18 protein-coding genes are annotated in these 20,366 nt (G+C 67.9%); 9 read left to right on the top strand and 9 right to left on the bottom strand.

The genetic code is table 11. From position 1 onward, the window contains the following. Positions 1-17: 17 nt before the first annotated feature. On the top strand, positions 18-575 hold the full coding sequence (locus BM388_RS15260) for an NUDIX hydrolase (protein WP_089851696.1): 558 nt from the start codon (positions 18-20) through the stop codon (positions 573-575). Positions 576-679: 104 nt separating this feature from the next. Here the strand turns inward: BM388_RS15260 and BM388_RS15255 are convergent, their stop codons facing one another. Together BM388_RS15255 and BM388_RS15250 are read right to left on the bottom strand one after the other, a co-directional pair. Then, the gene (locus tag BM388_RS15255; RefSeq protein ID WP_089851694.1) at positions 680-1,435 is read right to left on the bottom strand and encodes an SDR family NAD(P)-dependent oxidoreductase; all 756 of its coding nucleotides are present in this window, start codon (positions 1,433-1,435) and stop codon (positions 680-682) included. Between the two features lie 273 nt (positions 1,436-1,708). Then, positions 1,709-2,020: a YqfO family protein gene (locus BM388_RS15250; RefSeq protein WP_089851692.1), complete on the bottom strand. Its 312-nt coding sequence runs from the start codon at positions 2,018-2,020 to the stop codon at positions 1,709-1,711. Between the two features lie 254 nt (positions 2,021-2,274). Between BM388_RS15250 and BM388_RS15245 the strand changes: the two genes are divergently transcribed. After that, positions 2,275-2,805, top strand: coding sequence for a fasciclin domain-containing protein (locus BM388_RS15245; protein WP_245781573.1), 531 nt, complete (start codon positions 2,275-2,277; stop codon positions 2,803-2,805). Positions 2,806-2,990: 185 nt separating this feature from the next. After that, positions 2,991-3,833: a fructosamine kinase family protein gene (locus BM388_RS15240; protein ID WP_089851690.1), complete on the top strand. Its 843-nt coding sequence runs from the start codon at positions 2,991-2,993 to the stop codon at positions 3,831-3,833. Here the strand turns inward: BM388_RS15240 and BM388_RS15235 are convergent, their stop codons facing one another. From BM388_RS15235 to BM388_RS15220, 4 genes are read right to left on the bottom strand one after another with little or no spacing between them, the layout of a single operon-like run. Continuing rightward, entirely contained in the window at positions 3,834-4,469 is a 636-nt protein-coding gene (locus BM388_RS15235) for an ABC-type transport auxiliary lipoprotein family protein (protein ID WP_089851688.1), read from the bottom strand. It lies immediately after the preceding gene. Next, on the bottom strand, positions 4,466-5,404 hold the full coding sequence (locus tag BM388_RS15230; protein ID WP_089851686.1) for an MlaD family protein: 939 nt from the start codon (positions 5,402-5,404) through the stop codon (positions 4,466-4,468). Before BM388_RS15230 ends, BM388_RS15235 begins: the two co-directional genes overlap by 4 nt. Positions 5,405-5,406: 2 nt before the next feature. Beyond that, entirely contained in the window at positions 5,407-6,261 is an 855-nt protein-coding gene (locus BM388_RS15225) for an ABC transporter ATP-binding protein (RefSeq protein WP_425431944.1), read from the bottom strand. Next, positions 6,258-7,400 (bottom strand): ABC transporter permease, encoded by a 1,143-nt coding sequence (locus BM388_RS15220; RefSeq protein WP_245781572.1) that lies wholly within the window; start codon positions 7,398-7,400, stop codon positions 6,258-6,260. The genes BM388_RS15225 and BM388_RS15220 overlap by 4 nt, the downstream gene beginning before the upstream one ends. Positions 7,401-7,632: 232 nt before the next feature. Between BM388_RS15220 and BM388_RS15215 the strand changes: the two genes are divergently transcribed. Continuing rightward, the gene (locus tag BM388_RS15215; RefSeq protein ID WP_245781571.1) at positions 7,633-9,213 is read left to right on the top strand and encodes a phospholipase D family protein; all 1,581 of its coding nucleotides are present in this window, start codon (positions 7,633-7,635) and stop codon (positions 9,211-9,213) included. Positions 9,214-9,228: 15 nt separating this feature from the next. On the opposite strand, the gene BM388_RS15210 is transcribed toward BM388_RS15215, so the two are convergent. Further along, a complete protein-coding gene (locus tag BM388_RS15210; RefSeq protein ID WP_089851684.1) occupies positions 9,229-10,152 on the bottom strand; it encodes an alpha/beta fold hydrolase in 924 nt (307 codons plus the stop codon). A 231-nt stretch (positions 10,153-10,383) separates the two neighbouring features. Between BM388_RS15210 and BM388_RS15205 the strand changes: the two genes are divergently transcribed. From BM388_RS15205 to BM388_RS15190, 4 genes are all read left to right on the top strand, one after another. Beyond that, positions 10,384-11,835: a TolC family outer membrane protein gene (locus BM388_RS15205; RefSeq protein ID WP_245781570.1), complete on the top strand. Its 1,452-nt coding sequence runs from the start codon at positions 10,384-10,386 to the stop codon at positions 11,833-11,835. An 83-nt stretch (positions 11,836-11,918) separates the two neighbouring features. After that, positions 11,919-13,217, top strand: coding sequence for an efflux RND transporter periplasmic adaptor subunit (locus BM388_RS15200; protein WP_089851682.1), 1,299 nt, complete (start codon positions 11,919-11,921; stop codon positions 13,215-13,217). After that, on the top strand, positions 13,214-16,405 hold the full coding sequence (locus BM388_RS15195) for an efflux RND transporter permease subunit (protein ID WP_089851680.1): 3,192 nt from the start codon (positions 13,214-13,216) through the stop codon (positions 16,403-16,405). The genes BM388_RS15200 and BM388_RS15195 overlap by 4 nt, the downstream gene beginning before the upstream one ends. Before the next feature lie 281 nt (positions 16,406-16,686). Further along, positions 16,687-17,382 carry a hypothetical protein gene (locus BM388_RS15190; protein ID WP_089851678.1) on the top strand — a complete coding sequence of 232 codons (696 nt, stop codon included), beginning with the start codon at positions 16,687-16,689 and terminating at the stop codon, positions 17,380-17,382. Here BM388_RS15190 and BM388_RS15185 read toward each other — a convergent pair. After that, a complete protein-coding gene (locus BM388_RS15185; RefSeq protein WP_089851676.1) occupies positions 17,374-18,000 on the bottom strand; it encodes a TetR family transcriptional regulator in 627 nt (208 codons plus the stop codon). The genes BM388_RS15190 and BM388_RS15185 overlap by 9 nt on opposite strands. Positions 18,001-18,177: 177 nt before the next feature. On the opposite strand from BM388_RS15185, the gene BM388_RS15180 reads away from it, so the two are divergent. Then, on the top strand, positions 18,178-19,209 hold the full coding sequence (locus tag BM388_RS15180; protein WP_089851674.1) for a succinylglutamate desuccinylase/aspartoacylase family protein: 1,032 nt from the start codon (positions 18,178-18,180) through the stop codon (positions 19,207-19,209). A gap of 111 nt (positions 19,210-19,320) precedes the next feature. On the opposite strand, the gene dusA is transcribed toward BM388_RS15180, so the two are convergent. Beyond that, positions 19,321-20,334 (bottom strand): tRNA dihydrouridine(20/20a) synthase DusA, encoded by a 1,014-nt coding sequence (gene dusA / locus BM388_RS15175; RefSeq protein WP_281245230.1) that lies wholly within the window; start codon positions 20,332-20,334, stop codon positions 19,321-19,323. Positions 20,335-20,366 lie beyond the last annotated feature (32 nt).

Raw genomic sequence — 20,366 nt, 5'->3', positions numbered from 1 at the left:
GCCTGCCAGGGAGCGCCATGAACTTCTGCAGTCACTGTGGCCATACCGTGCGCTTCGCGATTCCGGACGGGGACGATCGTCCTCGCCACTGCTGCGACGAGTGCGGCACCATCCACTACCAGAATCCGCGCATCGTCGCCGGTACCCTGCCGGTGAGCGGCAGCCGGGTGCTGCTGTGTCGCCGCGCCATCTCCCCGCGCAAGGGCTTCTGGACCCTGCCGGCGGGCTACATGGAGAACGCCGAGACCACCGTCGAGGCGGCGGCCCGCGAGACGTGGGAAGAGGCCTGTGCCGAGGTCGAGATTCACGGCCTCTACACGCTGATCAACCTGCCGCACATCGACCAGGTCTACATGATCTTCCGGGCCGATCTCGCCGGCGGCTTCGACGCCGGCCCCGAGAGCCTGGAGGTGGCGCTGTTCGAGGAGCATGAGATTCCCTGGGACGAGCTCGCCTTCCCGACCATCGAGCGCACCCTGCGCCACTTCTACGATGACCGGCGGGAGGCGGCCTTTCCGCTGCACGTCAGCGACATCACCGCCGAGGATCGCGAGCGCTATTTCGGCAGCGCCTAGGTTCGGAGGCGCCCAGGCTCGCAAGCGTCTAGATCGACCGTGCCTAGGTTCGGCAGCGCCCCGCCCCGGGGCGCTGCTCGATTCTACCGTTCTGCTCGACGGCCTCAGTCGCGCTCGACGTGAGTCGGCGACCAGCTCTGCCGCGTCGGCATGATCTCCAGGAAGTTGATGTTGATATGTGCGGGCAGCGTCGCCACATGGACGATCTGTTCGGCGACGTCCTCGGCCTGCAGCGGCGTGGTGTCGCCGTAGAGCGCCTCGGAGGCGGCCTCGTCGCCCTTGGTGCGCACCAGGGTGAACTCGGTCTCGGCCAGGCCCGGGGCGATATCGGTGACCCGCACGCCGGTGCCCTTGAGGTCGCAGCGCAGGTTGTAGCTGAATTGCTCGACGAACGCCTTGGTGGCGCCGTAGACGTGGCCGCCGGCGTAGGGCCACTTGGCCGCCGCCGAGCCGATGTTGATGATGCTGGCCCCCGCGCCGGTGGCGATCAGCAGCGGCAGCATGGCGTGGGTCACGTTGACCAGGCCGGTGACGTTGGTGTCGATCATGGTGTGCCAGTCGGCCAGGTCGACCTGCTGCGACGGCTGGGGCGCCAGCGCCAGCCCGGCGTTATTGAGCAGGCAGGTGACCCCGCGAAACGCCTCGGGAAGCGACTCGACGGCGTGTTTTACCGCCTCGGCATCGCGCACGTCCAGGGCCAGGGTCAGCACCTCGACGCGCTCGGCGAGCTCCTGCTCCAGGGCGTCCAGCCGCTCCTGGCGGCGACCGGTGAGGATCAGCGACCAGCCGGCGTCGGCGAAGCGCCGGGCGGCGGCGCGGCCGAAGCCGGATGTGGCGCCGGTGATCATGGCGATGGGCATGGGGGTAACCTCCTGAGCGTGAACGGAACATGCGGCCTCGCATCATAGGCCGAGCCGCGGCGCGTCTCCAGCCGCCGGCTTCCTTGGCAGGGCTATCGCAGTTAACTGTCTATCCTATCCGTCCCGTCGACAGGTCTTTGAGGGGGCGCTGTGAACCCCTCCCTGGGCGCTACCGACGCCATCCATGGCGTAGGACCCCCTCTTCGACCTGCCCCCGGAGCCCCTTGTCAGATCTAACCGGGATGCCTTGCCTCCTCTGAGGGTGCATGTCGTTCACCAGGTCTCCAGCCGCCAGACGTCGAAGGCCGGCTCCTCGTAGGGGTGGGCCTGCCGCAGGGCGGCCACCGCCTCGCGGATCAATGCATCCTCGCAGACCAGCTCCACCTTCAACTCCTCGACGCGCTCCAGATCGCCGACCCGGCCGATGTGCGGGTCGGCGCCCGGCAGCGGGCGAAACTGCCCGGTGCCCGGGGTCTGGAAGCAGCACGCCTCGTAATCGCCGATGCGCCCCGCGCCGGTGGCGAAGACGGCTTCCTTGACGCGCTCGGCGTCCGCCATCGGCACGAAGAAGGCCAGCTTGTACATGGTCGTGACTCCTTTCTGCTGGGGGGTGCCTCTCCTTGTGCCATATCGCGCCGGCGTCGTCAGCCATGATGTTGCCGAGAATGTTGCGGAGAAAAAGAGGCCGCGGAGAAAAATAATACTTGTCCAATATCTATACAGGGTCTAACTTCTGTACAGGTTTAGGCGGAGAGGCCTCCGCCGGGTGTTCCAAGCCAATAGCGAGTTACCTCCGCCGGGCGAGATGCGTCCGCGGTAAAACAAGAGGAAAGTGCCCCATGAAGACCCTAACCACCTCCATCACTGCCCCCCTTACCACGCCCATGGCCCGCGCCCTCGGTGCCGGCATGCTGGGCCTGATGCTCGCCAGCGGCGTGCAGGCCGACAATCACGGCATGAAGAAGGACATCGTCGATACCGCCGTGGGCGCGGGACAGTTCGAGACGCTGGTTGCCGCGGTACAGGCTGCCGAGCTGGTCGAGACCCTCAAGGGTGAGGGACCCTTCACCGTCTTCGCCCCCACCGATGAGGCCTTCGCCGCGCTGCCGGAGGGTACCGTCGAGGACCTGCTCAAGCCCGAGAATCAGGCGACCCTGCAGGCCGTGCTCACCTATCACGTGGTGCCCGGCATGATCATGGCTGAGGACGCCATGGCGGCCGACAGTGCCACCACCGTCCAGGGCCAGGACATCACCATCACCACCATGGACGGCAGCGTGATGATTGATGATGCCACCGTTATCCAGGCGGATATCGAGGCGAGCAACGGTGTCATCCACGTGATCGATGGGGTGCTTATGCCGGAGTAACTTTCCTCCGATCTATCCGCCGAGCCTTTGCCGTTTTTAATCCCGCGCTTGTGTTCTTTGGCCGCCCTCCGGGGCGGTCTTTTTTGTTGGCCTTCCCATTGCTTTGAAAGCGCCGGGTGCTTTGACAACGTCGGCCGGGCTGGCGACCCTCGGGGCCATCGGTACGGAAAAGGAGGCATGACCCCATGGAGCGAACACTGGCGCGACTGCTGGACTCGGCGTCCCTCACGCCGCGAGGAGAGCCCGTTCCCCTCGGCGGTGGCGATATTGCCGAGGTCCAGCGCCTGATGACCGACCAGGGGGCGGTGGTGATCAAGCGCGATGATCCCGCGCGGCTGGCCGGCGAGGCCGACGGCCTGCGCGCCCTGCGCCAGGCCGGCACGCGACTGATCGTGCCCGAGGTGCTGGCCGAGGGCGATGGCTGGCTGGTGATGGAGGCGCTGGAGAGCGGAGGCGGACGCTCCGGGGGCGACGCGGCGAGCCTGGGAGAGGGCCTGCGGGCGCTGCACGCCGATGTCGGCGACGCCCATGGCTGGCCTCACGACAACGCCTGTGGCCTGACGCCCCAGCCCAATGCGCCACTCGTCGACGGTCGCGCCTTCCAGCGCGAACGGCGGCTGCTGCCGCTCGCCGAGGTCTGCCACCAGCGCGGCCTCATGGATAGTGGGCTGCGCCGTCGCCTCGAGGCCATCGCCCAGGGGCTCGAGGCCTGGCTGCCGGATGCCCCGGCGAGCCTGCTGCATGGCGATCTCTGGACGGGCAACGTGCTCTTCACACCCAAGGGGCCGGCGATCATCGACCCGGCGGTCTATCGCCACTACCCGGAGGTCGACCTGGCCATGCTGACGCTATTCGGCGCGCCGGGCGAGGCCTTCTTCGAGGCCTACTGGAATGGCCGCGCCCCGGCCGACTGGCCGAGGCGCGAGGCTCTGTTCCAGCTCTATCCGCTGCTCAACCACCTGCTGCTGTTCGGCGGCGGCTATCGCGGTGCGGTCGAGCGGGCGGTGGCGAGGCTGGAAGTCGCCTGATCAGGCGGGATCACGGGGCAGCTGCGCGAGCGTCCAGTCGACCACCTCGACGGCGAGCCGGTCGGCGGCGCGCCCGAAGGCCGCGACCACGGCCTCGAGGCCGTCGCCGTCGCTTGCCATCACCGCCTCGAAGCGACGGCTCGCCCGCACCTCGCGGCTGCGATCGTCGAGCAGCTGGGCATCGAGACGCACCACCACCTCGGCGTTGCCCTCACGGTAGCGGGCATGGAAGGCACCCAGATGGCCGGTCAGCGCCGCGTCGTTCTGTGCCCGGCTGGTCTCGTCGATCACCGTGGACAGGCGGCCGTCGCGTCGCAGGGCCTCGATCAGGTGATCGCGCAGCAGACGCGGGGCGTCGTCGCGCCAGCGCGCCCCGCCGTAGGCCTGGAACTCGCCGGGGGTCGGCATGATCAGCAGGCGTCGACCATCCAGCGGCGCGCCGGCACCGGGCGTGTCGACCCGCAGGGTCAGCTCGCGGGCAGCCTCACTGGAGGCCAACAGCGTCGGCGCGGGCAGCGTGAAGAGTCGCACGGGCTCGCTCTTGGGAATGACGCTGCAGCCGGCGAGCAGCCCGCTCAGCGCGAAAGGCAGCAGCCGGGCGAAGCACGCGGTGAGAGTGAGGCGCGGCAGGCTCATGGGCGGAACTCCTGGATCTCATCGCGGCCCAGCAGGGTCTCGGCGGGGTTTTCCTCGAGGCGCTGGATCAGGCGGTTCAGGGTGCGCAGCGTGGCGTGCAGTTCGCGCATCGCCGGGTCGAGCTCGCCGACCCCCTGCAGGCCGCGATCCAGCGAATCCTCGTGGCGCGCGGTCAGGCGATCGAGCCGCGCGGCGGTGGCGGAAAGCGACCGCATGGCGCCCTGGGCGTCCTGCAACGCGGCGGCTCCCTGGTCGTCGAGCAGCCGGTTGGCTCGCTCGCCCAGGCGGTCGAAGCGCTGCAGGGTCGTCGTCAGCTGCTCGCTGGCGCGCCCGATCCCGGTCATGGCCTCGCCGACGCTGTCACGCTGATCGACCAGTGTGCCCGACAGCGTCTCCAGATGGCCGAGGGTACGCGTCAGGCTCTCGGTGTTCCGATCGGAAAGCAGCCGATTGGCGTTGGTCAGCAGCCGATCCACCTTGGCGAACAGCGCCTCGCTGCCGGAGAGCAGCGAGCTCAGTGGCGAGGGCTCGGCCTGGATCAGCGGGGGATCGCCGCGGTCGCCCGTCAGGCGCGGGCTCTGCGGGCTGCCGCCGGAGAGCTGGAGATTCTTGGTGCCGGTGATGTTGGCCAGCGCCAGGCTGGCGCGGGTGTCCTGCTTGATCGGCACCTCGCTGTCGACGCGAATCAGCGCCCGTACCCGTCGCGGATCCTGGGGATCGAGGCGCAGCCGCACCACGTCGCCGACCTCGATGCCGCTGTAGAGCACCGCGTTGCCCTCGGAGAGCCCGCCAACGTCGCGATTGAAGCCGATCTCGTACCAGGCGTAGTCGCGATCGACGCTCGACTTGCCGAGCCACAGGGCGAACAGCAGCACGCTGCCCAGGGTGATCACCGTGAACAGTCCGATCAATACATGATGGGCGCGGGGTTCCATCGTCAGGCGTCCTCTGCCGGGTGGGCCGCCCGCCGGGCGGCGCGGCCACGGGGGCCGTGGAAATAGTCGTGGATCCAGGCGTCGTCGGTGGTCTCGACCACCGCGAGACGATCGGCGACGCGTACCTGTCGATTGGCCAGTACGGCCACGCGATCGCAGGCGGTATAGAGGGTGTCCAGGTCGTGGGTGACCAGGAAGACGCTCAGGCCCAGGGCGTCGCGCAGGGTCAGGATCAGGCGATCGAAGGCCGCCGCGCCGATCGGATCGAGGCCCGCGGTCGGCTCGTCGAGAAACAGCACCTCCGGGTCCAGCGCCAGGGCGCGGGCCAGCGCGGCCCGTTTGATCATGCCACCCGATAGCGCAGCGGGATACTGGGTGGCGGCCTGCCCGGGCAGCCCGGCGAGGGCCAGCTTGACCCGCGCCAGGGCCTCGGCATCGGTGCGGCTGAGCCCGGCATGCTCGATCAGCGGCAGGGCGACGTTCTCCTCGAGGGTCAGCGAGGTGAAGAGCGCACCGCGCTGGAAGAGTACCCCGAAGCGGCGCTCCAGCCGCGAGCGGGCCGATGAGGAAAGCCGCTGCAGGTCCTCGCCGAACACCTCGATGCGCCCTTCGCTGGGCCTCAGCAGGCCGACGATGCTGCGCAGCAGCACCGACTTGCCGGTGCCAGAGCCGCCCACCACGCCGAGGATCTCCCCCGAGTAGAGATCGAGGTCGAGGTCCTCGTGGACGACGTGGCGACCGAAGCGGTTGGACAGCCCGCGGACGCGAATCAGCGGCGCTCGATCCAGGGGTTCCTGGTGACGGGGCCCCTGGCTTCGTGGCGCTTGGCGCCGTGATGCTCGCATCGACTCGCTCACCAGCCCATCTCCATGAAGAACAGCGCCGCCACCGCGTCCAGCAAAATCACCATGAAGATCGACTGCACCACGCTGGAGGTGGTGTGTTCGCCCACCGACTGGGCGCTGCCGCTGACCTTGAAGCCCTCCAGGCAGCCGATCACCGCGACCAGGAAGGCGAATATCGGCGCCTTGGCCAAGCCCACCAGGAAGTGGTTGAGGGGGATATCACGCTGCAGGATGGAGACGAACTGGATGAGCGAGATATCCAGCGCCAGCCCGCAGATCAGGGCGCCGCCGAGGATGCCGCTGAGCATGCCGACGAAGGTGAGGATCGGCAGCGTCAGCATCATCGCCAGCACCCGCGGCAGCACCAGCAGCTCGATCGGGTCGAGGCCGAGGGTGCGCACGGCATCGAGCTCCTCGTTGGCCTTCATGGCGCCGAGCTGGGCCGTGAAGGCGCTGGCGGTGCGGCCGGCGAGCAGGATGGCGGCGAGCAGCACGCCGAACTCGCGCAGGAAGGCGAAGGCGACCAGGTTGACCGTATAGATGGTGGCGCCGAAGTCGCGCAGCACCGTGGCGCCCAGGAAGGCCACCACGGCTCCCACCAGGAAGGTCAGCAGGGCGACGATGGGCAGGGCGTTGAGGCCGGTCTGATGCAGCTGGGCCACCACCGAGGTGAGGCGCCAGCGGCTCGGCCGCCAGGCGGTGCTGGCCAGGGTGGCGAGCACCTGGCCGATGAAACCGAGCAGCTTGATCTGCTGGTGCCAGAGCCCCTCCACGAGCCGGCCGGTCTGCGCCAGGCCATCCCTCAGCGGCCGGCGGGATCGCGCGGCCGGGGCCGGGCGGTCGACCATCGCCTCGCCCAGGGTGCGCAGCAGGGCGCGGCGCGTCGCCGGCAGTTCCGGCGCCCAGTCGTCGATCGCGGCGAGCCTTTCGGCGCCGGTCAGCTCCATCAGCAGCACGGCGCCGGCGGTGTCCAGGGCGGCCAGCGGCGTCAGGTCGATCCCCTGGGCAGAGGGCTCGCGGTCCTTGGCCAGGCGTTCGACCTCGCGCTTCAGGCTCCCATGGTGCTCGAGCGTCCAGTCGCCCCGGATGGCCAGGCGCTCGCCCTGAGGGTCGATGTGACCGGGCTCATGCTTCACGGGCTCATGCTTCACGGGCTCTGTCGCGGTGTCTGTCATGGGCTCGGTCACGGCGTCGGGGTGATTCGGCGAGTCATGGGACTCGATGGTATCAGTCCAGAAGGCGTTATATTAGCGTGCACTGTGTTTTGCGCCGTCGCGCACTTCTCCTCTGGTGACGGCAAGATAGGGTCGGGGTCCATGAGGCCTTGATCAACTATCATGATGGTCTCTCTCATGATGCCCACAGGCTGACAGGATCGACACGATGATCGCACCTTTCTTCCCGGCTCGAGCCTCGATGCAGCACCCTCTGGCGCGCTTGCTTCTGGTGCTGGTCCTGCTGGCGCTGCTCGGCGGCTGCACCTTGCCGTCTCTCGAGGGGCGGCTAGAATCGTTGGCGCTGGACGAGGCGCAGAGTCGTGACACCTCGCTCGGCGAGGGCCTGGCGCCCTCGGTCGACGCCCATCCCGGCCTGAGCGGCATCTACCCGCTGGACAGGCCCATCGATGCCTTCGCCGCCCGGATGGTGATGGCGCATGCCGCCGAGCGCACCCTGGACGTCCAGTATTACATCTGGCATCCAGACATCACCGGCATGCTGCTGTTCGAGGCCCTCTACGAGGCCGCTGAGCGCGGGGTGCGGGTGCGCATGCTGCTCGACGACAGCGGCACCGGGGGGATCGATGAAGAGCTCGCCGCGCTCGCCAGTCACCCCAATATCCAGGTGCGGCTGTTCAATCCCTTCGTCGTGCGCACCCCCAAGTGGATCGGCTATCTGACCGACTTTTCCCGGGCCAATCGGCGGATGCACAACAAATCCTTCACCGCGGACAATCAGGCCTCGATCATCGGCGGGCGCAACATCGGCGACGCGTACTTCGGTGCCGCGAGGGACGTGACCTTCTCGGACCTGGACGTGCTGGCCGTCGGCGAGGTGGTCGACGACGTCTCGAGCGACTTCGACCGCTACTGGAGCAGCGGCTCCTCCTATCCCGCGACGCGCATTCTCCCGAGCGTCGGGCCGGAGGGGCGGGTGCGGCTTGAGCAGGCGTTTGCCGAGGTCGTGAGGGATCCCGAGGCGGACGCCTACCTGACGTCCGTGAGCGAGACGGAGATCGTGCAGAAGCTGCTGGCCAATGAGCTCGGCCTGGTCTGGGCGCCGGTGCGCATGCTTAGCGATGACCCGTCCAAGGGGCTCGGCGAGGCCAGCGGGCGGGCGCTGCTGAGCCACGACCTGGAGCTGATCTTCGCCGATGCCGAGCGCAAGGTCGCGCTCGTCTCGCCCTACTTCGTGCCGGCCGAGGCGGGCACCGAGGCTTTCCGGCGTCTGGAGCGAGACGGGGTCGAGGTCGAGGTGCTGACCAATGCCCTGGAGGCCACCGACGTGGCCGCCGTGCATGCTGGCTATGCCAAGCGGCGCAAGGCGCTGCTCGAGGCGGGGGTCGAGCTCTATGAGCTGCGACGCGGCGCGAGCAAGCAGGGGCGCAACCCGAGTGCGGGGCCGTTCGGCAGCTCCGGGGCCAGCCTGCATGCCAAGACCTTCGCCGTGGATGGCGAACGGATCTTCGTGGGGTCGTTCAACTTCGATCCGCGTTCGGCCAACCTGAATACCGAACTGGGGTTCATCATCGAGGACCCGTCGCTGGCCCGGCAAATCGATGTCGCCTTCGATGAGAGAGTGCCGCTGAACGCCTATGAGGTGCGCCTGGATCCCGACGGGGAGCTCTACTGGCTGGAGCGTCGCGACGGCCAAGTGATCCGTCACGACGTCGAACCCAACTCGGGCCTGTTCAGGCGCATGATCGTTTCCGTGGTCGCGCTGCTGCCGGTCGATTGGCTGCTGTAAGGCGCTGGGCAGCCGCTAGCGGTGCTTGGCCGGACCCAGGCGCTCGATGAGGCGCTGCCACCATGGCGCTCGCGCTTCGCCGGGTCGTGCCGGCTCTCCGGCAGGCGAGTCCGCCAGGAAGGCGGCGATCGGCGCGACCTGGTCGCGGCGGTCGAGCATGGGCGCATGGCCGCAGCCCGGCACCTCGTGGCTGACGAGCTCGGGTTGGGCCTCGGCCATGCGCGTCACGCTCTCGGCCTTGAGCAGCGGCGAGTGCTGGCCGCGCACGACCATCAGCGGGCAGCGGATCGCGGCCCAGTCCGCCCAGGTATCACGGGGCGTGTCGTGGACGAACTGCTCGGCGATACGCGGATCGAAATGATAGGTCCAGCTGCCGTCGGGAAGGCGCCTGGCGCTGTGCAGCGCCAGGCGACGCCAGGCGTCGTCCCCCTCGATGCCGAAGCCGGCGTAGTGGCGTCTGAGTTCGGCCTCGAGCTCGCCGAAATGCAGGAAGCGATGGGGCACGCCGAAGTAGCCGGCAAGTTCCGCCAGGCCCTCGGGAGCGAGTTCCGGGCCCACGTCGTTGAGTACCAGGCGCTCGATGCGGGCCGCGCTCTCCGGCTCGGCGGCCAGCAGCATGCCCAGCAGGCCGCCCATGGAAGTACCCACCCAGGGCACGCGTTCCAGGCCGAAGTGATCCATCACCGCAGCTGCTATGGTCATATAGTGTGAATACACGTAGTGGCAGGATGGCGCAGGCGACCAGTCAGACAGGCCTCGGCCCGGGGTGTCGGGTGCCAGGATCCGCCATTTGGGACCGAGCTGCCGGGCAAAGTCGTCGAAGTCGCCGCCGTGGCGAGCCAGCCCATGCCAGGCGATCAGGGTGCGCGGCGCCTCGGGATGCCAGATCCGTACGGCGACCTCAAGCTCCTGCACTGCGATGAGTTCCAAGGCATCCATGGGCTTCTTCCTGAGTGGGTGAGTCGATGGGACATTGGGGTGAGGCCTGTCGATGGCCGATCTCGTTGGTGTGGTGTCACTGCCGTCGATGGCTCATGCTGCATGGCAGCGTAGCGGACGCGGTCGGATCATCGCCAGACTCCTTGGTCGTAGGCGGCCGGCAGTGGACTCGATCGATAAACATGCGACAATGTATGTAAAGCTACCCGTCAAGACACCGAGGATCTACCGATGATGCGTCCCCGTTCCCTTCGCTGCACCGGCACGCGGTTTGCCCGCCGTGCATTGCTGCCGGCCCTGGTCGCGGCAGCCGTCACCGCGCCGGTGCAGGCGGCGGATCTTTTGACCATCGCCCGCGATGCCCTGCAGAGCAACGCCGAACTCTCATCAGCCCGCTCGCAGACTCGCAGCGTCGAGGCGGGGCGAGACGTCCAGCAGGCCGATCTGCTGCCCCAGGTCGACGTCTCGGGCAACCTGACCCACAACCGCCAGTACGAGACCCAGCAGGTGGACAGTCGGTTTTCATCGGGTTCTGGAGACGATAATTACAACGGCGCCAGCCTGACCCTCGAGGCCACCCAGGCGCTCTTCGATGCCCGCAACGCCCGTGAGGTCGAGCAGTCCGAGCGCGAGATCGATCAGCAGCTCTACCGCCTGGCTGCCACCGAGCAGCAGGTGCTGATCGATGTCTCCTCGGCGTATTTCGAGATCCTGCGCGCCTATGAGGTGCTCGAGGCGCGGCGCGCCCAGGAGCGCGCCATCGGTCGCCAGCTGGAGCAGGCCCGCGAGCAGTTCGAGGTGGGGCTGATCGCCATCACCGAGGTCGAGGAGGCGCAGGCGGCCTTCGATCAGGCGCGGGCGGAGCGCATCACGGCGCAGAGCAATCTGCAGGTGCGTTTCGAGGCCCTGGAGCGCCTGACCGGGCAGCGCTACGCCAGCATCGACTCGCTGGGCGACGAGATCCCCATCGTGGCGCCGACGCCGAGCGATCGCGACCAGTGGGTGGCGCTCGCCATGCAGAACAATCCCCAGGTGCTGGCCAGCCAGGCCGGGGTCGAGGTCTCACGCAGCGGCGTCGATATCGCCCGTGCCGGTCGCCTGCCCACGGTCAACGCCTTCGCCAACTACAACTACGCCGACGATGATCGGGACACGCTCGAGGGCCACACCTCGGCCAGCCAGGTGGGCGTTGGCGTGCGCATGCCGCTCTATACCGGCGGGCGCACCTCGGCCAGCATCCGCCAGAACACCTACCTGCTGGAGGCCAGCCAGTACGACTTCGAGTCCCAGCGTCGCGACACCGTCCAGCAGGTGCGCTCCTTCTATACCCAGGTCAGCAACGACGTCTCCACCGTGGAGGCGCGCGCCCAGGCGATCGTCTCAAACCAGAGCGCGCTGGACGCCACCCGCGCCGGCTACGAGGTGGGCACCCGCAACATCGTCGACGTGCTCAACGCCGAGCAGAACCTCTATAACGCCGTCGCCGATTTCGCCAGCGCCCGCTACGACTACGTGATCAACCTGCTGACCCTGCGCCAGCAGTCGGGGACCCTGAACGTGCCGGCGGTCGAGGAGGTGAACGCCTGGCTGGACGGTGGCGGCGTCTCCTTCACGCTGCCCGAGAATGCCGAGTCGAACGATGCGGTCATGGATATCGGGGCGCCCCCGCGTCTCGAGGAGTAGTGATCGGCACCTGGAAATTTACAAACATTCATGGATGAATGTAAAATTCTTTCTTTCTCCGACGCGCCTAATGGAAAGCACCCATGACAACCATCATCAAACGAGGCCGGGCCGGCCTGGTGGCACTGGCCGCGAGCCTCGTGCTCGCCGCCTGCGGTCAGCAAGAGACTCCCGAGCAGCAGGCGTCCGGTCAGGGTGATGCGCCCCCGACGCCCAAGCAGGTCATGGAGATGGCCCGACAGGATCTGCCGCTCGACAAGTCCTACCCCTCCAAGCTGCGCAGCGACGACGAGGTCACCCTGGTGGCCCGTGTCACCGGCTTCCTCGAGCAGCGTCACTTCGAGCCGGGCGAGATGGTGGAAAAGGGCGAGAGCCTCTACTCCATCGAGCCGGACCTCTACGAGTCCGTGGTGGCCCAGCGCGAGGCCGACCTCGAGAGCGCCCGCGCCGAACTCTCGCGCGCCCAGCGCGATGCCAACCGCTTCCAGCAGCTGCTCAGCCAGAACTCGGTGAGCCGTCAGCAGGTCGATCAGGCCCAGGCCGAGCTGAACGTGGCTCGCGCCTCGGTCTCCCAGGCCGAAGCGGCGCTGGCCAATGCGCGCATCGACCTAGGCTACGCCGAGGTCACCGCACCGGTGGCCGGCATGATCGGCCTCAGCGAGGTCAACCTGGGTAATCTGGTGCAGCCCGGCACCACGCTGACCACCATCACCCCGCTGGACCCGCTGGAGGTTCGCTTCCAGCTGCCCCAGAACGACGCCTTCGCCCTGCGCCGCCAGCTGAGCGACCAGCCCATCGATGCGGTCACCGCCTGGCTCGACCTGCCGGCCGGCGTCGAGGGCGAGCGCCTCGAGGGTCACCTGGACTTCCTCGGCTCGCGGGTCAACGAGGCCACCAGCACCGTGCAGGCCACCGCGACCTTCGCCAATCCCGATGCCCAGGTGCTGCCTGGCCAGTTCGTGCGCGTGCACCTCGAGGGCGTGAAGCGCTTCAACGTGCTGGCGGTGCCCGAGATCGCCATGACGCAGGGCCTGATGGGTCCGCAGGTCTACGTGCTCGACGAGGACAACAAGGCGCGAGCGCGCACCGTGCAGCTGGGCGAGATCGCCGGCCCCTGGCAGATCCTGCTCGACGGCGTCGAACCCGGTGAGCGAGTAGTAGTGGGCGATCCCGCCGGTTTGCAGCCCGGCACCGCCATCGAGCCCCAGCCCTTCGCGGGTATCGAGCAGATCGCTGGAGAGGGCGCTGGAAAGGGCGCTGGAAAGGGCGCAGGAGAGGGCGCCGGGAATGCCGGTCAGCGAGCTGCCGCCCAGGAACAGAAGCAGGGCGGTGAGGCGAGCGTCGAACCCGCGGCCGAGGCCGAGGGAGACGCCGGGCCATGAATTTCTCCAACTTCTTCATCAAGCGGCCGATCTTCGCGACGGTGCTGGCGATCATCCTGACGCTGATCGGGCTGATGAGCATGCGGGTGCTGCCCATCGAGCAGTACCCGAGCGTGGTGCCGCCCACGGTCTCGGTCAACGCCACCTTCCCGGGGGCCGACGCCGAGACCATGGCCCAGACCGTGGCCGCGCCCCTGGCCGAGGCGATCAACGGCGTCGAGGACATGCTCTACATGACCTCGACCAGCGCCGACAACGGCTCGATGCAGCTGCAGGTGGCCTTCAACATCGGCACCGACGGCGACATCAACACCATCAACGTCAACAATCGGGTACAGGGCGCGCTGTCGCAGCTGCCCGAGGCGGTGCAGGCCCAGGGCGTGACCGTGGAGCTGAGTTCCAGCTCGATCCTGATGCTGGTGGCGCTGACCTCGCCCGAGGAGGACTACGACCGCATCTACCTGCAGAACTACGCCACCCTCAACGTCCTGGACGAGCTTCGCCAGGTGCCGGGGGTCGGCGATGCCGAGGTGCTCGGCGGCGGCGAGTTCGCCATGCGCGTATGGATGGACCCGGACCGGCTGGCGCAATACGACCTGACGCCCACCGAGGTCGCCGCGGCCATCCGCGCGCAGAACACCGAGGTGCCGGCGGGTAGCCTGGCCGCCACGCCGCAGTCGGACCCGCGGGCCTTCACCTACACCATCACCGCCGGTGGGCGGCTCTCCAGCACCGACGATTTCCGCGAGATCTTCCTGCGCACCAACCCGGACGGCTCGGCCCTGCGCCTGGCCGACGTGGCGCGCATCGAGCTCGGCGCGTCGTTCTACGGCGTCGAGGCGCGGCTCAACGGCGGCACTATGGCGCCGATCATCATCAATCAGCAGCCCGGCGCCAACGCCCTGGAGACCGCCAAGGCGGTCGAGGACGTGATGGCGGAGCTGGGAGAGCGTTTCCCGCCGGGGCTCGAGTACGTGGTGCCCTATGACACCACCCAGTTCATCGATGCCTCCGTGGAGACGGTCTTTCACACCTTCATCGAGGCCTTCCTGATCGTCGGCGTCATTCTGTTCATCTTCCTGCAGAACTGGCGCTTTACGGTAATCGCCATGTCGGTGGTGCCGGTCTCGGTGCTGGCGACCTTCGCCGGCTTCTTCGTCTTCGGCTTCACCATCAACCTGCTGACGCTGTTCGCCCTGGTGCTGGCCATCGGCATCGTGGTGGACGATGCCATCCTGGTGGTGGAGAACGTCGAGCGCGTGCTTGGCGAGGACGAGGAGATCAGCGTCCGCGAGGCAACGATCCAGGCCATGAAGGAGGTCGGTGGGCCGGTCATCGCCACTTCGCTGATCATGGCGGCGGTGTTCGTGCCGGTGGCCTTCCTGGGCGGTTTCACCGGACAGATCTACCAGCAGTTCGCGCTGACCATCGCCATCTCGGTGGGCTTCTCGGCGCTGATGGCGCTGACCTTCACTCCGGCGCTGTCGGCGATCTTCATCAAGCACGACCTGCACCGCAAGGAAACGGCTTTCAGCCGCGCGCTGCGCACGCCGTTGCGCCTGTTCGATCGCCTGTTCGCGGGCATCACCGCGGTCTACATGTGGATCGTCAAGAAGCTGGTGCGTTTCTGGGGGCTGGCGCTGCTGCTCACCGGCCTGACGATCGGCGGCTCCTGGTGGCTCTACCAGGCGACCCCCTCGACCCTGGTGCCGGAGACCGACCAGGGCATCGTGCTCACCGCCGTGCAGCTGCCGGACTCCGCCTCGCTGTCGCGGACCCGGGAGTACATGGGCAAGCTCAGCGCGGCCATCGAGGAGATTCCGGGCGTGCGCTTCTCCTCGGCGGTGGCGGGCTATGACATCCTGTCCAGCTCGGTGAACACGGCCCGCGGGATCATGTTCGTGACCATGGACCCCTGGGCCGAGCGCGAGCTGACCGCCAGCGGGCTGATCGGGCGCATCATGCAGCTTGGTGCCCAGATCGAGGGCGGCTCGGCGATGGCCTTCAACATGCCGCCGATCATGGGGCTCTCGACCACCGGCGGCTTCACCGGCTACCTGCAGTCCTTCGAGGGCGCCTCGCCCCAGGAGCTCTTCCAGGCGTCGCTGAAGGTCATGCAGGCGGCCGGCGAGCATCCGGCGCTGAAGCAGGTGTTCACTACCTTCAACGTCAACGTGCCGTCCTTCCGCGCCGAGATCGACCAGCAGAAGGCGCTGAGCTACGGGGTCAGCCTGACGGACCTGAACGCCACGCTGTCGAATACCTTCGGCAACGGCTTCGTCAACTTCTTCAGCTATCAGAACCGCAACTTCCAGGTCTACCTGCAGAACCAGGAGGAGTTTCGCAAGACGCCCTCGGACGTCGCCAACGTCTTCGTCCGCGGCGGCAACGGCGAGCGCATCCCGCTCTCCGAGTTCGTGACTCTCGAGCGCCAGACGGCGCCCGCGGTGGTGACCCGCTTCGGTGTCTATACCGGTGCCCAGTTCCAGGGCGGTCCGGCGCCGGGCTACAGCTCGGGGCAGGCAATCACCGCCATGGAAGAGATCGTCGCGGAAGAGCTCGGCGACGGCTGGGGCATGGGCTGGACCGGCACCGCCTATCAGGAGAGCCAGGCGGGCAGCGCCGCGACGCTGGCCATCGTCTTCGGCCTGCTGATGGTGTTCCTGATCCTCGCCGCCCAGTACGAGAGCTGGTCGCTGCCGCTGGCGGTGTTGACCGCCACGCCCTTCGCCCTGCTGGGCGGGATCGGCGGCATTTTCCTGCGCGGCCTGGACACCAGCGTCTACGTGCAGATCGGCATCCTGGTGGTGGTGGGCCTGGCGGCCAAGAACGCCATCCTGATCGTCGAGTTCGCCGAGCTGCAGCGCCGCGAGATGGGCAAGTCGATCCGCGAGGCGGCGATCACGGCGGCGGAGCTGCGCTTCCGGCCGATCGTCATGACCTCCCTGGCGTTCATCTTCGGCACCCTGCCGCTGATGCTCGCCACCGGCGCGAGCGATACCAGCAGCCACCATATCGGTACCACGGTGGCGATCGGCATGGCCTCGGTGGCGACGCTTGGCAGCCTGTTCGTGCCGACCTTCTACGCCATGATCGCCGCGCTCTCCGCCCGGCTGCAGCGTAAACCGCACAGCGGCGACGAGGCGCCTGGTGAGACGGCCGACGCCGAGCCGCGCAGCAACGCCTGATGCCGACTCGACCCGGCGGGATGTGACGTCCTGCCGAACGCCAAGGGGCGCCCGCATGCGGGCGCCCCTTTTCATGTCGATGACGACGGTCGTGTTCATATCGATGGCGACGGTCGTGTTCATGTCGATGGCGACGGTCGTGTTCATGTCGATGGCGACGGGCGTTTTCATAAGGATGTGCGAATGCATCCTTGATTCGGATCAGGTCCGGGCCGCCTCGATGGTCTACGATGAGGGAAAGAAACTCATTCGTCGGCTAAGCGTTATCGCGAGGAGCCAACATGGATATCCTACGTCAGACCCTGCTGAGCTTTCCCGTGGCAATCTTCGGCGCGCTGCTGGTGCTGGTCGCCTGCTACTGGCTGCTGGTGGCGCTTCGCCTGGCGCCGGTCGAGCTCTTCGAGCACGACAGCCTGCGCAACGACACCCTGGCTAGTGCGCTGGTCTCGCTGGGCTTCATCGGCGTGCCGGCCTCGCTGGCGCTGACGGTGCTGATCGCCCTGGCCGGGGGGCTGACCCTGATCCTGGAGCTTGCCGTGCTGCGCTGGCTGCCGCTGGGCTTCTTCCGCATTCCGCTGGGCATACTGGTGATCTGGGGGGCCTTCGCGGTGGCCTCGCCGCTGGCGGCCTGGCTGTGTCAGCGCCTGCACAAGCGTCTGCACCGTCGAGAGCCTCACGGCCATGAGCGTTTGCCGCGCTGCCTGCTGGGAGAGCGGGTGCGCGTCACGTCCGTCTCGGCCGATGAGGCGCCGGTCGTGGCGGCGGTGCTGGAGGGGGATGCGAGCCACGAGGTGGGGCTGGCGACCAAGGCGGGAGACGTGCCGGAGGTCGGGGAGCAGCGGGTGCTGGTGAAGTATCTGCCCGGCGACGGGAGATACCGCGCGGTGCCGGAGAGCGACTATCTGGATGCTCGCACGCGGCTCAGGCGGCTGCACCTGCTGCACCGCCCGAGCCATCACGATGGCGCGTCAGCGTGAGGTGTCGGTCTCGTCGCGGCTGATCAGGGCTAGCTGGGCATTGATCAGTGCCATGCCACGCTCATGGATGGAGTAGGCGTCGGGGTCGCGCAGCCAATCGTGGAAGATACCGCTGATGATCGCCTGCATCAGGCGCGTCGCGGTCTCGGTGGCGATCCCCTCCTTGAGCAGCCCCAGGCGCTGGGCCTCGCCGAAGTAGCCCTCCAGCGCATCGAGGCATTCGCCGGCCATCTCTGCCTGCACGGCGCAGGGGTCGATATCGCCGAAGAATTCGCAGCGGTGGATCAGGATGGCGAGAACACGCCGATGGCGGGGCTGCTCCATGCGCAGCAGGCTCTGCTGGAAGCCCAGTCTAACGGTCTCGAGCGGCGAGGGGTGGGAGGCGCCGGTTTCGGCCACCAGGGCCTCGAAGGGCATGCGCACCCGATCAAGCATGGCGCGAAAGAGATCGGCCTTGTTGTGGAAGTGCCAGTAGACTGCGCCACGGGTCATTCCGGCATGGCGGGCGATCTGCTCCAGTGAGGTGCGAGCGACGCCCTTCTCGAAGAACACCTCCTCGGCGGCCTCGAGCAGTGCCTCGCGGGTGGCTTCGGCTTCGGCCTTGGTGCGTCTGGCCATGGCGGTGGGCTCTCAAAGTGTCACGGTTTTCCTCATTCTACCCGAGTGGCCGGTTTTTTACATTCACGTATGTATGCAAATGTCATCGCCGCGTAAGGCCGTTGGGGGTCGTTTTCCTCGGATCAGGAGCGTATAAGAAACGCCTGAAAAACCGTTTCGTAACGCAAGGAGCGCCGCATGGCCCGTTCCCCCTTCGAGATCGCCGGCACGCGGGTAGCGCCCGGGTCGCGTGCCCAGATCGACGTGCCCGTGGCGCGCCTCTATACCCATGCGCCGCTCTATATCCCCCTGGAAGTGGTCCACGGCCGGCAGTCGGGTCCGGTGCTGCTGGTCTGCGGCGGCATCCATGGCGATGAGATCAACGGGGTGGAGATCGTACGCCGCCTGCTGCGCTCCAAGCAGCTGCAAGGGCTGCGCGGTACGCTGATCGGCGTGCCTATCGTCAACGTCTTCGGCTTCGTGCAACACAGCCGCTACCTGCCGGATCGGCGCGACCTCAATCGCTGTTTCCCGGGCAGCGAGTCGGGCTCGCTGGGCGGCCGCGTGGCGGCGCTGTTTCGCGAGCAGATCGTCGATCAGGCCAGCCACATCATTGACCTGCACACCGGGGCGATCCACCGCACCAACCTGCCGCAGATTCGCGCCCAGCTCACCCCCGGCGGTGAGACCGAGCGCATGGCCAACGCCTTCGGGGCGCCGGTGATCCTCAATGCCGACCTGCGCGAGGGCAGCCTGCGACACTACGCGCAGAACCGCGGTATTCCGGTGCTCACCTACGAGGCGGGGGAGGCGCTGCGTTTCGATCAGTGGGCGATCACCCCCGGGGTGCGGGGCGTGCTGAGGGTGATGCGCCGGCTCGGCATGCTGCCCGGTGAGCACCGCCGTCGGCCGGTACCGGCCGCCGAGGTCTCCAACGGCTCGAGCTGGGCGCGGGCGCCCATCGACGGCATCCTGCGCCCGCAGGTGCGCCTCGGGGCGCGAGTGGCCAGCGGCGAGCTGCTGGGGCGGGTGGCCGATCCCTTCGGCAACGCCGAGGGCGAGGTGCGCGCCGTGGCGGACGGCATCGTCATCGGCATGAGTCGGCTGCCGCTGGCCAACGAGGGCGAGGCGCTCTTCCACATCGCCCGCTTCGACGCCATCGAGGAGGCCGAGAGCGCCATCGAGGACTTCCACTCCAGCCTCGAGCCGCCGCCCGACGCGCTCTACTGATCGTTCTGACCGCGCCTCGCGACGGACACGCGCCCACACGACAACGGCGCCGATCGCTCGGCGCCGTGTCGCGTTCCAGGGGGAGTGGCCCGGCAGGGCGCAGGCGCAGGCTTACGCCATCTCGGCCGTTTCGCGCTCCGCGACCAGGCCCAGGGCATCATCGAAGACCTGCAGGGTCGCGCCCTCGCGATGGGCGTTCTCGGAGAGGTGGCGGCGGAACTTGCGCCCGCCCGGCTGGCCCTGGAAGAGGCCCAGCAGGTGGCGGGTGATGTGGTTGAGCTTCGCCCCCTCGTCGAGGCGACGGGCGATATAGGGGCGCAGCGCGCGAGCCGCGGCGTGGCGGCTCTCGGCCGGTCCCGGCTCGCCGTAGAGCGCGGCGTCCACGCCGGCCAGCAGCCAGGGGTTCTGGTAGGCCTCGCGGCCGATCATCACGCTGTCGACGCGCTCGAGCTGCTCGCGGCACTCGTCCAGGGTCTTGATGCCGCCGTTGATGCCGATGTGAAGCTCCGGGCGGCTCGCCTTGAGGCGATGCACCCGCGGGTAGTTGAGCGGCGGCACATCGCGGTTCTCCTTGGGGGAGAGCCCCTCTAGCCACGCCTTGCGGGCGTGCACGAGGAAGGTGTCGCAGCCGGCGTCGGCGACCGTGGCGATGAAGCGCGAAAGATCCTCGTCCTCATCCTGGTCGTCGATGCCGATGCGGCACTTCACGGTGACCGGGATCGACACCGCCGCCTGCATGGCGCGCACCGCGGCGGCGACCTTCTCCGGGTGGCCCATCAGGCAGGCGCCGATCAGGTTGTTCTGCACCCGGTCGCTTGGGCAGCCGACGTTGAGGTTCACCTCGTCGTAGCCCCACGCCTCGGCGATCGCCGCGCACTCGGCGAGCTCAAAGGCGTCGCTGCCACCCAGCTGCAGGGCGAGCGGATGCTCGACCTCATCGAAGCCGAGGAAACGCGAGCGTGGGCTGCCGTGAAGGATGGCGCCGGTGGTCACCATCTCGGTGTAGAGCAGGGCGCGGCGGCTCAGCGTCCGGGCGAACGCGCGGTAGTCGCGGGTCGTCCAATCCATCATAGGCGCGACGGAGAAAGTCCTGTCCAGCGCGGGGCGCGCGGTGCCAGTATCCATGCGGGTTGTGGTTGTTGCCTTATCTGTCATAA

Source organism: Halomonas saccharevitans (assembly GCF_900116405.1).
Lineage (GTDB): Bacteria > Pseudomonadota > Gammaproteobacteria > Pseudomonadales > Halomonadaceae > Halomonas > Halomonas saccharevitans.
This window is presented reverse-complemented; position numbering and strand designations above follow the sequence as displayed.

Bases quoted from the DNA above. Each gene is read 5' to 3' on its own strand.
- BM388_RS15260 (WP_089851696.1), top strand. From the start codon at position 18: ATGAACTTCTGCAGTCACTGTGGCCATACCGTGCGCTTCGCGATTCCG.
- BM388_RS15255 (WP_089851694.1), bottom strand. From the start codon at position 1,435: ATGCCCATCGCCATGATCACCGGCGCCACATCCGGCTTCGGCCGCGCC.
- BM388_RS15250 (WP_089851692.1), bottom strand. From the start codon at position 2,020: ATGTACAAGCTGGCCTTCTTCGTGCCGATGGCGGACGCCGAGCGCGTC.
- BM388_RS15245 (WP_245781573.1), top strand. From the start codon at position 2,275: ATGAAGACCCTAACCACCTCCATCACTGCCCCCCTTACCACGCCCATG.
- BM388_RS15240 (WP_089851690.1), top strand. From the start codon at position 2,991: ATGGAGCGAACACTGGCGCGACTGCTGGACTCGGCGTCCCTCACGCCG.
- BM388_RS15235 (WP_089851688.1), bottom strand. From the start codon at position 4,469: ATGAGCCTGCCGCGCCTCACTCTCACCGCGTGCTTCGCCCGGCTGCTG.
- BM388_RS15230 (WP_089851686.1), bottom strand. From the start codon at position 5,404: ATGGAACCCCGCGCCCATCATGTATTGATCGGACTGTTCACGGTGATC.
- BM388_RS15215 (WP_245781571.1), top strand. From the start codon at position 7,633: ATGATCGCACCTTTCTTCCCGGCTCGAGCCTCGATGCAGCACCCTCTG.
- BM388_RS15210 (WP_089851684.1), bottom strand. From the start codon at position 10,152: ATGGATGCCTTGGAACTCATCGCAGTGCAGGAGCTTGAGGTCGCCGTA.
- BM388_RS15205 (WP_245781570.1), top strand. From the start codon at position 10,384: ATGATGCGTCCCCGTTCCCTTCGCTGCACCGGCACGCGGTTTGCCCGC.
- BM388_RS15200 (WP_089851682.1), top strand. From the start codon at position 11,919: ATGACAACCATCATCAAACGAGGCCGGGCCGGCCTGGTGGCACTGGCC.
- BM388_RS15195 (WP_089851680.1), top strand. From the start codon at position 13,214: ATGAATTTCTCCAACTTCTTCATCAAGCGGCCGATCTTCGCGACGGTG.
- BM388_RS15190 (WP_089851678.1), top strand. From the start codon at position 16,687: ATGGATATCCTACGTCAGACCCTGCTGAGCTTTCCCGTGGCAATCTTC.
- BM388_RS15185 (WP_089851676.1), bottom strand. From the start codon at position 18,000: ATGGCCAGACGCACCAAGGCCGAAGCCGAAGCCACCCGCGAGGCACTG.
- BM388_RS15180 (WP_089851674.1), top strand. From the start codon at position 18,178: ATGGCCCGTTCCCCCTTCGAGATCGCCGGCACGCGGGTAGCGCCCGGG.
- dusA (WP_281245230.1), bottom strand. From the start codon at position 20,334: ATGGATACTGGCACCGCGCGCCCCGCGCTGGACAGGACTTTCTCCGTC.